Source organism: Nitrosomonas sp. Nm58 (assembly GCF_900107335.1).
Classification (GTDB): Bacteria; Pseudomonadota; Gammaproteobacteria; order Burkholderiales; family Nitrosomonadaceae; genus Nitrosomonas.
Genome location: NZ_FNPQ01000006.1, coordinates 1 through 13,514, shown reverse-complemented (window position 1 = coordinate 13,514; position 13,514 = coordinate 1). Strand labels below are relative to the sequence as shown.

The following is a 13,514-nucleotide window of genomic DNA, read 5'->3' as shown; positions in this document are numbered from 1 at the left end:
ATAATTAGCGGCGTGGCTATTTTACTGTGCTGCATGGTACTCAACCCTCGCCTTTTAGTATGATATGCTCAGATTCGTCGCTTGAGGTGCGTTGAATGATATTTTTTTGCTCATTTTTTTAACCTCCTTTAATTACTTGGTTTTTCTGCTTGCAGCATGAAAGCACACAGGCATCGATAGATACCGTTTTTTTATTATTGCTCCATCAAGACAAATACTTTGCTATAAAGTTTAGATTCAGGCTATTTTTTTGTGCTATTTTTATAATGAACTGCTTAATTCAGATTGCTTGGTTCATTGGTGAGTTAGGGTAAGTTTAACCGCTTTTTCAAAGCGTAATAAAGAAGCCGCCATGGTTTGCATAATGCTGGGATAATTAATCCAATTTACATCATAAAACACTTTTATCGTTAGGAGATGCACGTTAAAAATCCTGTCCATTTATAAGATACCTATTCCTCAACTTGTAGATTGACACAGAGGCAAGCGTAATGGCGCTTTAAGTTGGTGGTGTGGCCTTGCGCAAGTGTCAATAGGTGTAGCTAAACGTTTATTGCTTTATGTCATCTAATGGTTAAAGTGGATCGTGATCAGAAGATGAGTTGGGCATTGATTGAAACATGATGAAAGAGAGGAGCCGTACCATGATTTATCTCTTAAATATTGCAAAGCAAATCAGATTTTCTATATTTACCTTAATATTGTTGGTTGCTTCACCTTTAGCGGCTGAGCAGATTGGCAGTGTATCCACCAAATTCAAGATACTGGGCGCTAATGATAAAATTGTCATTGAGGCGTTTGATGACCCAGAGATTGCAGGGGCTACTTGCTATCTCAGTCGGGCAAAAACAGGTGGCATTAGTGGTACGGTGGGAGTGGCTGAGGACACTGCTGATGCTTCAATAGCTTGTCGTCAGATAGGTCCAATCGAGCTGCCAGAGAATGTGAAAAATGGTCAAAAAGATGGTAAGGAAGTATTTAAAAAAAGCACTTCGCTGCTATTTAAAACATTGCAGGTAGTGCGTTTTTACGACCCCAAACGCAATGTGCTAATTTACTTGACCTATAGCGATAGAATCATTGAGGGTTCTCCTAAAAATAGCATCTCCACTATCCCAATTATGGCATGGCATTAGTCTAATTATTCAAAGCTTATGAGAGTAGTAAGGAGGAGTGTAAAGTGTATTCGTTCCATTGATGGTGCTTAAACTTTCGCTATAATTACACTTTTCGATTTATAGCCATTTAAAGATCACCTTTCATGCAGCTATTTGCTTTTGGTATCAATCATAATACAGCACCGTTAGATATACGTGAGCAGGTTACATTTCCAGAAAATTCAATGGAACATGCCTTGCATGATTTGGTGGGGCATCATGCAGTTAAAGAGGCGGCCATTGTTTCAACTTGTAATCGTACCGAAATTTACTGTAGCACCGATAAGCCCGACGCAGCTGTGCACTGGCTTACGGATTTTCATCATTTAACCGTACGCGAATTAGATCCTTATCTGTATCGATTGCCACGAGAGCAGGCAGTCAAACATGCTTTCCGGGTTGCCAGTGGATTGGATTCCATGGTGCTGGGTGAGCCCCAGATACTCGGTCAGATGAAAAATGCAATCAAATCAGCGGAGAGTGCTGGAACGCTGGGTTTGCTGCTGCATAAGTTGTTTCAACGTACTTTTTTTGTAGCTAAGGAAGTACGGACATCTACTGAGATCGGCGCCTGTTCCGTGTCAATGGCTGCTGCCGCTGCTCGTTTAGCAGAGCGCATCTTTGGTGATATCAGCGAGCAGAATGTCCTGTTTATTGGTGCGGGTGAGATGATTGAGCTTTGTGCTAGTCATTTTGCGGCTAGGCGTCCTAAACGGATTACGGTTGCTAATCGCACTGCTGAACGGGCCGAAGCATTATCGCGGCGCTTCAACGCGCGGCCAATTCCGCTTAGCGAATTACCAGAGCAACTAGCATTGCACGATATTGTGGTTACCTGCACCGCGAGCCCGCTGCCGATCTTGGGTAAGGGAATGATGGAGCGCGCAATCAAGATTCGCAAACACCGGCCCATTTTTATTGTCGATCTGGCCGTGCCTCGGGATGTCGAACTGGAAGTTGCAGAGCTGGATGATGTTTTTCTTTATTACGTGGACGATCTGGCTGATATTGTCAAAGAGGGGCTAGATTCACGCCTCAGTGCAGTGGCGCAAGCTGAAACCATTATTGAGTCCAATGTGATCGATTTTATGCGTTGGCTGGCAACGCGTGAATTGGTTCCGACCATCAGAGCATTACGCGATCAGGCCGAGCGGTTTCGCAGGCACGAGCTTACACGCGCTCAGAAGCTGTTGGCAAAAGGTGAGGATCCGGAGAAGATACTCGAATCGCTCAGCAATGGGCTGACCAATAAATTTTTACACCTTCCTTCCAGCATGCTGAATCATGCCGCCGATGATGAGCGAGATAAGCTGGTTGAGCTGATCAATCGGTTATATCAACTACATTACCCACAATGAATAAGAGTATTGCAGACCGGCTCACTCGTCTGAGTGTACGGCTGGAAGAATTGAACCAGCTATTAAGCAGTGAGAAGATTACAGCCGATTTGGATAATTATCGAAAACTCACACGCGAGCGAGCGGAGATTGTTCCAGTGGTTGAGCTATATCAGGCTCATCAGCAAACCGAGCTGGATATTCAAACCGCTAGAGAGATGGGTGCTGATCCTCAGATGCGTGATTTTGCTGATGCTGAGATGGTGGCTGGGAAAGAAAAACTCCAGAAAATCGAAACTGATCTGCTTAAGCAGTTATTACCCAAAGATCCCAGTGATGAGCGCAATATTTTTCTGGAAATTCGTGCGGGCACAGGTGGAGATGAATCTGCGCTGTTTGCGGGAAATCTGTTTCGTATGTATACACGCTTTGCTGAGCGTCAGCGTTGGCAAGTCGAGATCATTTCGCAAAATCCTTCCGATGTGGGTGGATACAAGGAAATTATCGCCAGGATTATCGGTTATGGTGCTTACTCCCGACTCAAGTTTGAATCAGGTGCCCATCGGGTGCAACGTGTGCCCGCGACAGAAACGCAGGGCAGAGTACACACTTCTACCTGTACGGTAGCGGTTATTCCAGAGGTGGATGAAATTACTGGAGTTGAACTGAATTCATCTGATTTAAGGATTGATACCTTCCGGGCATCTGGTGCAGGCGGTCAGCATATCAATAAAACTGATTCAGCCGTGCGTATCACCCATTTACCGACAGGTATCGTCGTCGAATGTCAGGAAGGGCGCTCTCAACACAAAAACAAAGCGCAGGCGATGAGTGTGCTAGCTGCTCGAATTCTGGATAAGCAAATGCGTGAGCAGCAGGCAGAGCAGGCGGCAACACGTAAATCACTGGTGGGGAGTGGAGAGCGCTCTGAGCGGATTCGCACCTATAATTTTCCGCAAGGACGGGTAACAGATCATCGGATTAATCTCACACTTTACAAGATGGATCAAATCATGGACGGAGATATCGATGAGCTATGCTCAGCATTGATGGCTGAACACCAGGCAGAGCAGCTGGCATCCATGATGGAAAAATGATGGATAGAAGGGGGTGTCGGTCCCTGTCTGACAGTAGTTGTGCAAATCTCCAAGTTACCATTGCACAGGCGCTGCAAGACGCTCGCTGTCACATAGATGACATAGAGACACGCTTACTGCTTCAATACGTGCTAAAGGTAAACACCGTTTTTCTTGCTGCTTACTCAGACTATGTACTGAGTCCCGAGCAAGTTGACTCTTTCCAATCGCTGATCACAAGGCGAATTGCAGGTGAACCGGTTGCCTATCTTGTCGGTGAACGTGAATTCTATGATTTGACTTTTAAAGTCACGCCGGCCGTGCTGATTCCACGTCCGGAAACAGAGTTATTGGTAGAGCTTGCCTTATCACGTATTCCAGTTAATCAAGCGTGTCATATTCTTGATCTAGGTACTGGGAGTGGTGCAATCGCGCTCACTATTGCCAAGCATCGACCGCTTGCGCAGGTTACTGCAGTCGATTTGTCGCGTGATGCATTATCAGTCGCTCAGTTAAATGCAGAAAAACTGGACGTGGATAATGTGCAGCTACTGGCGGGAAACTGGTTTGATGGGCTTGATCAGGAGAGATTTGATCTGATCGTTTCGAATCCACCTTATGTTGCTGAGGGAGATCCGCATCTGGGTCAGGGTGATCTTCGTTTTGAGCCCCGTCTGGCGCTGACAGCAGTGGATGAGGGTATCGCTTGTATTCGCCAGATCATTGCCAATGCGCCTGATTTTTTGGCCACAGGCGGTGAACTGCTGCTGGAGCATGGTTATGATCAGGCCGTTATTTGCCGGCAATTGCTGGCAGAATCCAATTTCATTAACATATTCTCTTGCCCGGATTTGGCGGGGATCCCTCGCGTGAGCGGTGGGCAACAATATGATCGTACGCTAGCGACAAGCTAACTGCTAGAATATGAGAAGGGTGTTTCTTCTGCATCTCTCTGGATCGATCAAGAGATATCGCAATGATTCCTAAAAAGAAATAGAACCATAATGTTACGTGACCATCCAATAATAAAACCAGCTTTAAAGATCATTAATTAAGGAGGATATCAAGACGTGAACGTGAATGAGTTGATTGAGCAGCAAGTTAATTCCAATTCGGTAGTGTTATATATGAAAGGCACCGCTGAGCAACCACTGTGTGGGTTTTCTGCGAACGCCGTTAAGATACTTAATGCATGTGGCGTTCAAAGCTTTCTTTCGGTTGATGTGCTGGCTGATTCGGAAATTCGCCAGGGAATTAAAGAGTATTCTAACTGGCCAACCATTCCTCAACTTTATATTAACGGTGAATTTATCGGTGGCTCAGATATCATGACCGAGATGTATCAAAGTGGAGAACTGCAGAAATTACTTGAGAAATAAAGAATTAGGTAATAACCAGTTAACCCTCAGAGATTGGGAGTGGGGTTAACTGATTGCAGTCGCAATCACCCAATAGCGTGCAAACTTTCCTGCAGCGATAAATATAACAGCCCAAAGCCAGTGAATACGTAGCCAGCCTGCAGCAACACACAATACATCGCCGATTAGGGGTAACCAAGAAAAAAAGAGTATCGGTGCGCCATGACGGCGTGTCCACTCCACTCCACGCGTTTTACTGCCGATTTTGCTGAGCATGGCTTTCTCATCCGGCAATAAACGGCCTATCATATAGGAACTCATTCCACCCAGCGTATTGCCGAGCGTTGCGATTCCCAAGGCTGGTCCATAAAGTTCAGGGTAAGCCATGAGCACGCCCACTAATACGGCCTCTGAGCCACCTGGAAGAAGCGTGGCAGCCAGGAAACTGCTGGTAAACAGCGCCAGCAGACTTGATTGTTCATCCATGATAATGCTGAAAATTGAGCGATGATTTGCTGATGATGTTTTGCTCCCGGATTTGCCAGGGAGCAAAACGGAGTAATTTATAGATTGATCTGCACGCTTCCGAACGTTGATCTAATCAATGGAAATTATAATGCCTAAAGTAAACAAGTAGTTCAAACTTTTCCGATACATCAATCGTGCGAGTGAAAATGATTCGGTACGGACTCTCCCGCTGGTGGCATCAAACAGCGAGCCTATCGCGCAGGATGCGTGCAGCATTGATCATTTTCTCCAGTGCAGCTTGAGTTTCCGGCCAACCTCGCGTTTTCAGTCCGCAGTCCGGATTGACCCATAATTGCTGGGGTCCGATGTGTCGCAGCGCTTTTTCCAGTAATGCCAGCATTTCGCCAGTATCCGGGATGCGTGGGGAATGAATGTCATACACACCAGGGCCGATTTCATTGGGATAAGCGAACTGTACGAATGCATCCAGCAATTCCATGCGTGAACGTGACGTTTCAATGGTAATCACGTCTGCATCCATTTCCGAGATGGCTGGCAAAATGTCGTTGAATTCCGAATAGCACATATGAGTATGAATCTGTGTTTCATCCTTTACGCTTGAGCTCGCGACACGAAACGCTTTGACTGCCCATTGCAGATATTCAGACCAGTCAGCTTTTTTCAGAGGGAGTCCCTCGCGAAAGGCAGGTTCATCGATCTGAATCATGCCAATTCCTGCCTGTTCCAAATCTTTCACTTCATCGCGAATGGCCAGTGCAAGCTGCAATGCAGTTTCTGAATAGGGCTGATCGTCGCGTACGAACGACCACATCAGCATGGTCACCGGGCCAGTCAGCATGCCTTTGACCGGCTTGCTGGTTAGACTCTGGGCATAGCTGATCCAGTTGACCGTCATAGCTTCCGGGCGGTAAATATCACCATAGAGAATAGGGGGCTTGACACAACGGGAGCCGTAGCTTTGTACCCAGCCATTTTCAGTAAAAGCATATCCCCACAACTGCTCTCCAAAATATTCAACCATATCGTTGCGTTCGGCTTCACCGTGCACGAGCACATCAAGCCCTATTTCTTCCTGCTTCTTGATGACATCCTGAATTTCAATGCGCATAATCTCAAGGTATTCGACATGAGTAAGCTCACCTTTCTTGAAAGCTGCGCGCGCCTTACGAATCTCAGCTGTCTGAGGAAACGAGCCAATAGTGGTTGTGGGCAGCAACGGTAACTGAAAATGCTGATGTTGTAGCGACTGCCGTTGGGCAAAGGGATGGTGACGCTGGCAGTCATGAGATGTCAGCCTTTTCAGTCGTTCTTGTACGACTGGATTATGTATCCGGTTAGATTGCTGTCTTGTTTGTTTTGCCTGAGAGGAAGCTTCTAGAAATGACCCGATCGATGCTTCTCCCTTATTCAGGCCACGACCGAGAATCGCGATTTCATTGAGCTTTTGCACCGAGAAAGCGAGCCAGTTCTTGATTTCACCATCCAGTCGGGTTTCCAGATCGAGATCCACTGGAGAATGCAATAGCGAGCAACTGGGTGCAATCCATAATCGCTCACCTAAAATCGATTGCGTCTGCGACAAGGTTGCCAGCGCCTGGGATAGATCGGCACGCCATACATTGCGTCCATCGATTATTCCAAGTGACAGGATTTTATTGGTGGGGTAATCGCTAAGAAATGTAGTAAGCTGATGCGGCGCGCGGCATAAATCGATATGTAAGCCATCCACTGGTAAGGCTTTGAGTTTTTCCGCATGGTTATCAACCGCGCCAAAATAAGTCGTCAACAGCAATTGTGTGCCGCTTCCTTGCAGCGCTGTATAGGCTTCATTCAGTTTTGTTAACCAGATTTCCTCCAGATCGAATGTCAAAAATGGCTCATCCATCTGGACCCACTGTACGCCCGACGAGGCAATTCTAGCCAAAATATCGCGATAAGCTGGCAGCAGGCGGGGTAGCAAATCCAGGCGGTTAAAATCTGGTTCTGTCTCCTTGCCCAGAAATAAATAGGTTAGTGGTCCGATCAATACCACTTTGGGAGAAATCCCCAGGGTTTTGGCCTCAGTGATTTCATTAAACAGTTGTTCTGAGGCAATATGAAATTGAGTGTGCCTGTTAAATTCTGGAACGATATAGTGATAGTTGGTATTAAACCACTTGGTCATTTCCATCGCTGACTGATGAGATGCGCCGCGCGCCATGGCGAAATACACGTCGAGCGGCGTTTCATGCTGACTTGAATTGAAACGTTCCGGCACTGCTCCAAGCAATGCGGTCATATTGAGCATATGATCATAGAGTGCAAAATCACCTACAGGAATCAGATCGATACCCTTTTCCTTTTGTACCAGCCAGTTTCTTTCGCGTATCGCTTGCGCTTGCTTTTGTAATTGCCCGGCATCGATATCCTGGTGCCAGTATGCTTCAAGAGCACGTTTCAATTCCCGGTGTGCGCCTATCCGTGGGAATCCCAGATTATGTGTCAAAGCCATGATTATTTTTTCTATTGAATTGAAGAGAATAATGATTGTGTGACATGCTAAACTATGAATCAAATGAAAGTTTCTGTTATAAGAATGAATAATATTCATATATGCTTGAATTACGCCATCTTCGTACTTTGACAGCGTTGCAGGAAACCGGCAGCGTATCGCTCGCTGCTAAGCGCGTGCATCTCACCCAATCGGCGCTTTCTCATCAAATCAAGGCATTACAGGATTATTATCAGTTGCCGCTGATTCAGCGTCAGGGACATGCCATCCAACTGACTGATGCAGGGAAGCGCCTTGTTCGATTAGCAGAAAAAGTTATTATGGAGGTGCAGGCGGCAGAGCGGGATCTCGCTAGGCTTTCGCAGCGAACCACAGGGAATTTACGTATCGCGCTGGAATGCCATACCTGTTTTGACTGGTTGATGCCGATCATGGACACATTTCGCGAGCATTGGCCGGAGGTAGAGTTGGATCTGGTGTCCGGATTTCACGCTGACCCTATCAAGCTGCTCAAACAGGGAGAGGCGGATATTGTCATTGGCTCAGAAAATAAACTTCAGCGAGGTCTCATTCATCATCCATTGTTTCGCTTCGAGATTCTGGCAGTACTTGCGCCAGGTCATGAGCTAGGAAAGAAGCGCGTTCTGGATGTGGTAGATTTTACCAATATGACCCTCATTACCTACCCAGTACCGGAAGAACGTATCGATCTGATCAGCAAGGTGCTGATGCCCGCGGGTATACCATGGCAACGGCGGACAGCGGAGTTGACTGTGGCTATCTTGCAGTTGGTAGCCAGCCGCCGCGGTATCGCGGCATTACCCAATTGGGGGATCAAGAGCTATGTCGATTATGATTATGTCATCGCCAGACGCATCGGTGTTAACGGGCTATGGAGCGACTTATTCGTGACGACGCGCAAAGAAATCGCTTCCCTTCCGTATTTCCAGGATTTTTTAACCACCAGCCGGAATCGATGCTTTGCGACTTTAGAAGGGATCATTCCATTGGAATGAAGGCGGCAGAAGTGGGGTTTTGAGAATACTGGTGGATAACAGGATGTTATCCACCAGTATGTTTAATTAATGCAGAGTGACAACAGTTTCTTTATCGCAGCTCAGATTGGCGCAATAGGTTTCATGAATACCATCCAGGAACTTCCATAGCGCATCGCATGCACGCTGGGTAGCAGCGAGCACTTCAGCCTGCTTTGCGGGGGTATCAGCAAATCGCTCGATAATCGCCCATTCGGCTTGTGAGTGATAAATATCTGCTTTCTGGTGAACCGAAAAGAATTCATAATCCTCCGGATTGTCCATACCGTAGAACCGAGCCAGTCCATCAATTTTTACTGCAGCGATATCGGGGACTTGCGACTCAAATGCGTGCAGTGCTGCGAGACCTGCATAGAAAGGCTGATTCAAGCAAATGTCACGGAAGGTCGACACCAGATTTTCTGTTTCAGGCAGTGCGGCTGCATTGGCCAGGCTTTTATCGTCCGCGCCCAGGGCAAATGCAAACGCTTTCCATAAAGCCGGATGATTACCATCACCATGTTCTTCGTCGATCAGGTTTTTGAGTATTTCCTGGCGCACACTGATATCACCGCTATTGGTTTCGGCATGAATGTGCGGTGTGTTGAAATGCACGGCGCTCAAATAGGTAGGCTCAGCCAGCACATTATAAAAATATTGTTCTGCATAATGCCGTAATTGTTCTTTGGTCAGTTTGCCTTCGGTCCAGGCAATGTAAAAAGGATGTTTCAATAAATGTTTGTTACTGATAATGGTATTAACTTTATGCTTGAAAATTGTATTAGTTGTCATGATCATTCCTTTTTTAAACAGAGGTAAGTGAAGAAGCATCAACAGCAATCATCGCTAAATAACCTGGTTAAGTCAATCCAAACGAAAAAACTTACCTTGAGCGATGCTTCTCCAATGCGCTGAGTATACCGCGCAAGATGTTCACTTCTTCTTTTTCCAAGTGAGCGCGCGCGAACATACGACGTATTCGCTGCATGAGTCGTTTAGGTTGCTTGGGATCGAGAAATTCACTATCGATCATGGCTTGTTCCAGATGGCGATAAAACAACTCGATCTCGTGGAAGCTGGCGAGCTGTCTGGTTGTCTGTAGCGTTGACTGCACGGGAGGTTGAGCGAATGATTGCCCAGTAATTGTTTCGGTGAACGCCATGCGCAGCTCATAGGCCATGATTTGCACCGCAGCAGCCAGATTGAGAGAAGAATAATCAGGGTTAGTCGGTATATGCACCGTGAGCTGACACTTGCTGATTTCAGTTGTAGTCAGCCCGGAGCTTTCCCTGCCAAAAACCAATGCAACCGGAGATTGTGCTGCATGCTCAAGCAGTTCCTTCGCAGCCAGCCTGGCGTCAAGAGTCCGGCTGGATAGATCACGCGGACGGGCGGTCATTGCTACGGCCAGCACAGTATCATGCAGCGCTTCTTCAAGGCTGCCTAACACATGCGTTCGTTCGAGGATGTCCCGAGCATTGCTGGCACGGACATCCGCTTCATTGTCCGGAAAGGATTTGGGATTGACCAGGTACAGTGCGCCTAATCCCATCGTTTTCATCGCTCTTGCGGCCGCCCCAATATTGCCGGGGTGGCTGGTATGGCTTAACACAATCCGGACATTATCGAGCGGGCAGAGGAGATTCATATTAAAATTACGCTTTTCAATTAATTCTTTATATTTCTTGGTCTTATAAAATGCATCCAATGCTTACCATCGCGGTCAAAGCCGCGCGCCGTGCAGGCAGTATTATCAATCAGGCTTCACGAAACCTCGACATTCTGAATGTTTCGCGCAAATCGCACAGTGATTTTGTCAGTGAAGTAGATGGTGCGGCTGAAGAAGCCATCATCAAAGTATTGCTGGATGCTTATCCTACGCATTCGATTCTAGCAGAAGAAAGCGGTAATCGCGGAGACCCCAAAAAGTCAGATTATCAGTGGATTATCGATCCGCTGGATGGTACCACCAATTTTCTGCATGGTTTCCCTAAATATGCGGTATCAATTGCGTTATTACATCGAGGCATTCTGTCGCAGGCGGTGGTATACGATCCGGTCAGCAATGAATTGTTCACCGCGAGCCGTGGACGTGGCGCCTATCTCAATGATCAACGCATACGCGTCAGTAAGCGCGCCCAACTGGCGGACTCACTGATCGGTACCGGTATTCCATTCCGTGATCTTTCCTTTCTGGAAGCTTATCTCGGCATGTTCAAGGATATCATCCCCAAAACGGCTGGCATTCGCCGCCCTGGCTCTGCTGCATTGGATTTGGCGTATGTTGCAGCCGGGCGCTACGACGGTTTCTGGGAAATCGGCTTGTCTCCATGGGATATTGCCGCAGGCTGTCTGCTGATTCTCGAGGCAGGGGGCATGGTCAGCGATCTGGAGGGAAATGAAAACTACATGAAGAGCGGACAGGTCGTCGCAGGCAATCCCAAGATCTTTGTCCAGCTACTGCAAATTATCGCCCCTCATTTAACGCCACAGCTCATCGCGGCTAATAAGCAGTCTGCATCGTAGCTGGGAAAGGAGGCAAGACAGTTGAGCAATGAATAAAAAGCAACTCTCTGAACGTGATATCTGCACCCAATTTATTACCTCTTCCTTGGCCGGCAAAGTGGGATATCGCGCGGTATTCCCACCTGTGCGGGAATGACGAAACAGCCTCCAGCAAGTACCTGAGTGGAACATATGCACAGCCGTCGCTTCTGCTCGGTTCGGCGCGCAATTTCTCCAGTTCATCGCAATGGACCATGAGCGGGCCGATTGTGGCAACGATGCGGCGTTGTTCGGAGAGTGTGGAAGCGGAAATATATGCTGAAAGAGATCATCATTAATTGTAGGTTAGGCTACTCCCTTTTATTTTCGTATCCGTATCTACATGACGCATAAATACTGGCGATCTTAAATAGTGGTAAATAAACCGATTGCTGATACCAGAGCATGGTATCTTTCTAAACAAACTTGCGAGCACGCGATAGTGCTTCTGAATTATTGAGCAGTTGTACTGTCTCGCTAATGGCCGTTCTGGCTGTCGATTGATCCAACATTCATATAAGTAAATCATCGACCAGGTGTTTTCTGCTCCCAATCGTGGCAAATATCTTTTACCCACATTTATTCTCTTCTCGACCTTTCCGGGTACTTTTACCAAAAGTATTTGTCTAATCCAATCAGCTGGATACCGTTTCGCTTGCGCGGTGATATAGCCTATATTTCTGAATATACTTTAACAAAGTTGGGACGAGAGGATAGGTAACCCGAAACCGCGAATTCACAACTTATGCTGAGTATAAGGAGGTATGAATGAGCAAGCGTGCCAATAGCTATCCCATGTGCGTTAAATTTTCCTGGCTTTTTCTAGTGCAGATGCTGTTATTGTGTGCTACGGAAATCGCAGCTTCCACGCCCACTGCTGAGAATATCATTGCCATGCTCAAGTTGAGTCAGAATAAAATAGCTGACCTGGAGCGAGGCAAGATCGTTACTTTTAAAATGAGTAAGACAACCCAGAAGGAATTGGCGATAGGGCTGGGCATGTATATTCCATCATCACCGGCGAAACTCGCAGCTTTCTTCAAGAGGGGTGATTTTGCAACGATTGATCCGGATGTCTATGCACTGGGTGAGATTCCTCCACAATCCGGCATAGATGCCTTCAAAGGGTTTGCTTTTACGGTTAAGCAGAGGGATGAGGTTCGGAATTTGCTCGCTGCTGTACCAGGTGATCAATTTAATTTGTCTGCCGAGGAAATCAACAGCTTTGCGCCGCTCAGGGAGAAATTGGCCGATGCCGATGAAGCTACTCTGGTTGCAAGCGTATCGCAGCATTATCAGCAGATTTTAGTGCAGCGCTGGCAAGCTTACCGCAAGCAGGGTCTGGCTGGAATCGCATCTTACGCGCGCCACAGAGCAAACGCCAGTCCTGCAGAGGAATTACGTCTTGCAGCTGCTGACAGCAAATTACTGGCGCGTCTTTCCCCAGCTTTACAACAAGTCTGGTTAAATTATCCAACCTCATTGCCGCCTAGTGCCGAGGAACGATTCTTTTGGCTTAACCGGGAAGTGGAAAAGCGACCTACGGCCATTCTCAGCCACCGTATCCTGCTCGCATCCGAGGCTGGCCCATTGATTGTCACCAGGCAGTTTTTTGTTGGACACTCCTACAACTCTAGCGATCTGATGGTTGGTTGCCTGCCGTACCGTGATGGCTCCATCGTGTTTTATACGCACCGGACTTCCACTGATCAAATTACCGGCCTAGGCAGTCGTTTAAAACGTAACCTTGGCCGCGAACGGATCAAGAAGCAAATGATGATGAATTTAAAGGGGCTGCGCGCTGCGGTCGAGTCCTTCTAAATATGCTCATCGAAAGTATCGAATACTTTTTGCGCGAGTGCAAATAGCATCGCAACGAGAGTAATTCCGAGATTAATTATTTGCCGAGGAGAATATCTCTAGCAAAGCTGTATGGAGTTGCCCCATTTTGACGGACATTTTTTTCACTGAGCCGAGAGAGTTTCGACCTGTGAAAGAGGATTGTAGTTTATTGTGATTTGATTTTCC

General features: G+C 47.0%; 13 protein-coding genes. 9 read left to right on the top strand and 4 right to left on the bottom strand.

The window, feature by feature from the left end:
- Nucleotides 1-644: 644 nt before the first annotated feature.
- The 5 genes from BLW34_RS03900 to grxD all read left to right on the top strand — a co-directional run bounded on the left by BLW34_RS03900 (nt 645) and on the right by grxD (nt 4,949).
- The gene (locus tag BLW34_RS03900; RefSeq protein WP_090575881.1) at nt 645-1,136 is read left to right on the top strand and encodes a CreA family protein; all 492 of its coding nucleotides are present in this window, start codon (nt 645-647) and stop codon (nt 1,134-1,136) included.
- A gap of 125 nt (nt 1,137-1,261) precedes the next feature.
- A complete protein-coding gene (hemA, locus tag BLW34_RS03895; protein WP_090575878.1) occupies nt 1,262-2,515 on the top strand; it encodes a glutamyl-tRNA reductase in 1,254 nt (417 codons plus the stop codon).
- Nucleotides 2,512-3,591 (top strand): peptide chain release factor 1, encoded by a 1,080-nt coding sequence (prfA, locus tag BLW34_RS03890; RefSeq protein ID WP_090575875.1) that lies wholly within the window; start codon nt 2,512-2,514, stop codon nt 3,589-3,591. The genes hemA and prfA overlap by 4 nt, the downstream gene beginning before the upstream one ends.
- Nucleotides 3,588-4,484, top strand: coding sequence for a peptide chain release factor N(5)-glutamine methyltransferase (gene prmC / locus BLW34_RS03885; protein WP_256203562.1), 897 nt, complete (start codon nt 3,588-3,590; stop codon nt 4,482-4,484). Before prfA ends, prmC begins: the two co-directional genes overlap by 4 nt.
- A 156-nt stretch (nt 4,485-4,640) precedes the next feature.
- Nucleotides 4,641-4,949: a Grx4 family monothiol glutaredoxin gene (gene grxD, locus BLW34_RS03880; protein WP_090575873.1), complete on the top strand. Its 309-nt coding sequence runs from the start codon at nt 4,641-4,643 to the stop codon at nt 4,947-4,949.
- Between the two features lie 45 nt (nt 4,950-4,994).
- Here grxD and BLW34_RS03875 read toward each other — a convergent pair whose 3' ends face one another.
- The gene (locus BLW34_RS03875) at nt 4,995-5,414 is read right to left on the bottom strand and encodes a YqaA family protein (RefSeq protein WP_090575870.1); all 420 of its coding nucleotides are present in this window, start codon (nt 5,412-5,414) and stop codon (nt 4,995-4,997) included.
- A 220-nt stretch (nt 5,415-5,634) separates the two neighbouring features.
- Nucleotides 5,635-7,908 carry a 5-methyltetrahydropteroyltriglutamate--homocysteine S-methyltransferase gene (gene metE, locus BLW34_RS03870; protein WP_090576059.1) on the bottom strand — a complete coding sequence of 758 codons (2,274 nt, stop codon included), beginning with the start codon at nt 7,906-7,908 and terminating at the stop codon, nt 5,635-5,637.
- 101 nt (nt 7,909-8,009) lie between these two features.
- Between metE and BLW34_RS03865 the strand changes: the two genes are divergently transcribed.
- Nucleotides 8,010-8,924, top strand: a complete 915-nt coding sequence (locus tag BLW34_RS03865; RefSeq protein ID WP_090575866.1) for a LysR family transcriptional regulator — start codon at nt 8,010-8,012, stop codon at nt 8,922-8,924.
- Nucleotides 8,925-8,990: 66 nt separating this feature from the next.
- On the opposite strand, the gene BLW34_RS03860 is transcribed toward BLW34_RS03865, so the two are convergent.
- Nucleotides 8,991-9,734 (bottom strand): 4-aminobenzoate synthase, encoded by a 744-nt coding sequence (locus BLW34_RS03860; RefSeq protein WP_090575862.1) that lies wholly within the window; start codon nt 9,732-9,734, stop codon nt 8,991-8,993.
- 91 nt (nt 9,735-9,825) lie between these two features.
- Nucleotides 9,826-10,590, bottom strand: coding sequence for an RNA methyltransferase (locus BLW34_RS03855; protein ID WP_090576056.1), 765 nt, complete (start codon nt 10,588-10,590; stop codon nt 9,826-9,828).
- Nucleotides 10,591-10,640: 50 nt separating this feature from the next.
- Here BLW34_RS03855 and BLW34_RS03850 point away from each other — a divergent pair, with 50 nt between their 5' ends.
- The 3 genes from BLW34_RS03850 to BLW34_RS03845 all read left to right on the top strand — a co-directional run bounded on the left by BLW34_RS03850 (nt 10,641) and on the right by BLW34_RS03845 (nt 13,307).
- On the top strand, nt 10,641-11,468 hold the full coding sequence (locus BLW34_RS03850; RefSeq protein ID WP_090575859.1) for an inositol monophosphatase family protein: 828 nt from the start codon (nt 10,641-10,643) through the stop codon (nt 11,466-11,468).
- Between the two features lie 53 nt (nt 11,469-11,521).
- Nucleotides 11,522-11,785 (top strand): hypothetical protein, encoded by a 264-nt coding sequence (locus BLW34_RS15490; protein ID WP_143037860.1) that lies wholly within the window; start codon nt 11,522-11,524, stop codon nt 11,783-11,785.
- A gap of 469 nt (nt 11,786-12,254) precedes the next feature.
- Nucleotides 12,255-13,307 carry a hypothetical protein gene (locus tag BLW34_RS03845; protein WP_090575855.1) on the top strand — a complete coding sequence of 351 codons (1,053 nt, stop codon included), beginning with the start codon at nt 12,255-12,257 and terminating at the stop codon, nt 13,305-13,307.
- Nucleotides 13,308-13,514 lie beyond the last annotated feature (207 nt).

What these genes read in the sequence shown, in the direction of transcription:
- BLW34_RS03865 (WP_090575866.1), top strand. Translation starts at nt 8,010, where the DNA reads ATGCTTGAATTACGCCATCTTCGTACTTTGACAGCGTTGCAGGAAACC.
- BLW34_RS03850 (WP_090575859.1), top strand. Translation starts at nt 10,641, where the DNA reads ATGCATCCAATGCTTACCATCGCGGTCAAAGCCGCGCGCCGTGCAGGC.
- prmC (WP_256203562.1), top strand. Translation starts at nt 3,588, where the DNA reads ATGATGGATAGAAGGGGGTGTCGGTCCCTGTCTGACAGTAGTTGTGCA.
- BLW34_RS03855 (WP_090576056.1), bottom strand. Translation starts at nt 10,590, where the DNA reads ATGAATCTCCTCTGCCCGCTCGATAATGTCCGGATTGTGTTAAGCCAT.
- BLW34_RS03845 (WP_090575855.1), top strand. Translation starts at nt 12,255, where the DNA reads ATGAGCAAGCGTGCCAATAGCTATCCCATGTGCGTTAAATTTTCCTGG.
- BLW34_RS03875 (WP_090575870.1), bottom strand. Translation starts at nt 5,414, where the DNA reads ATGGATGAACAATCAAGTCTGCTGGCGCTGTTTACCAGCAGTTTCCTG.
- BLW34_RS03860 (WP_090575862.1), bottom strand. Translation starts at nt 9,734, where the DNA reads ATGACAACTAATACAATTTTCAAGCATAAAGTTAATACCATTATCAGT.
- BLW34_RS03900 (WP_090575881.1), top strand. Translation starts at nt 645, where the DNA reads ATGATTTATCTCTTAAATATTGCAAAGCAAATCAGATTTTCTATATTT.
- metE (WP_090576059.1), bottom strand. Translation starts at nt 7,908, where the DNA reads ATGGCTTTGACACATAATCTGGGATTCCCACGGATAGGCGCACACCGG.
- hemA (WP_090575878.1), top strand. Translation starts at nt 1,262, where the DNA reads ATGCAGCTATTTGCTTTTGGTATCAATCATAATACAGCACCGTTAGAT.
- prfA (WP_090575875.1), top strand. Translation starts at nt 2,512, where the DNA reads ATGAATAAGAGTATTGCAGACCGGCTCACTCGTCTGAGTGTACGGCTG.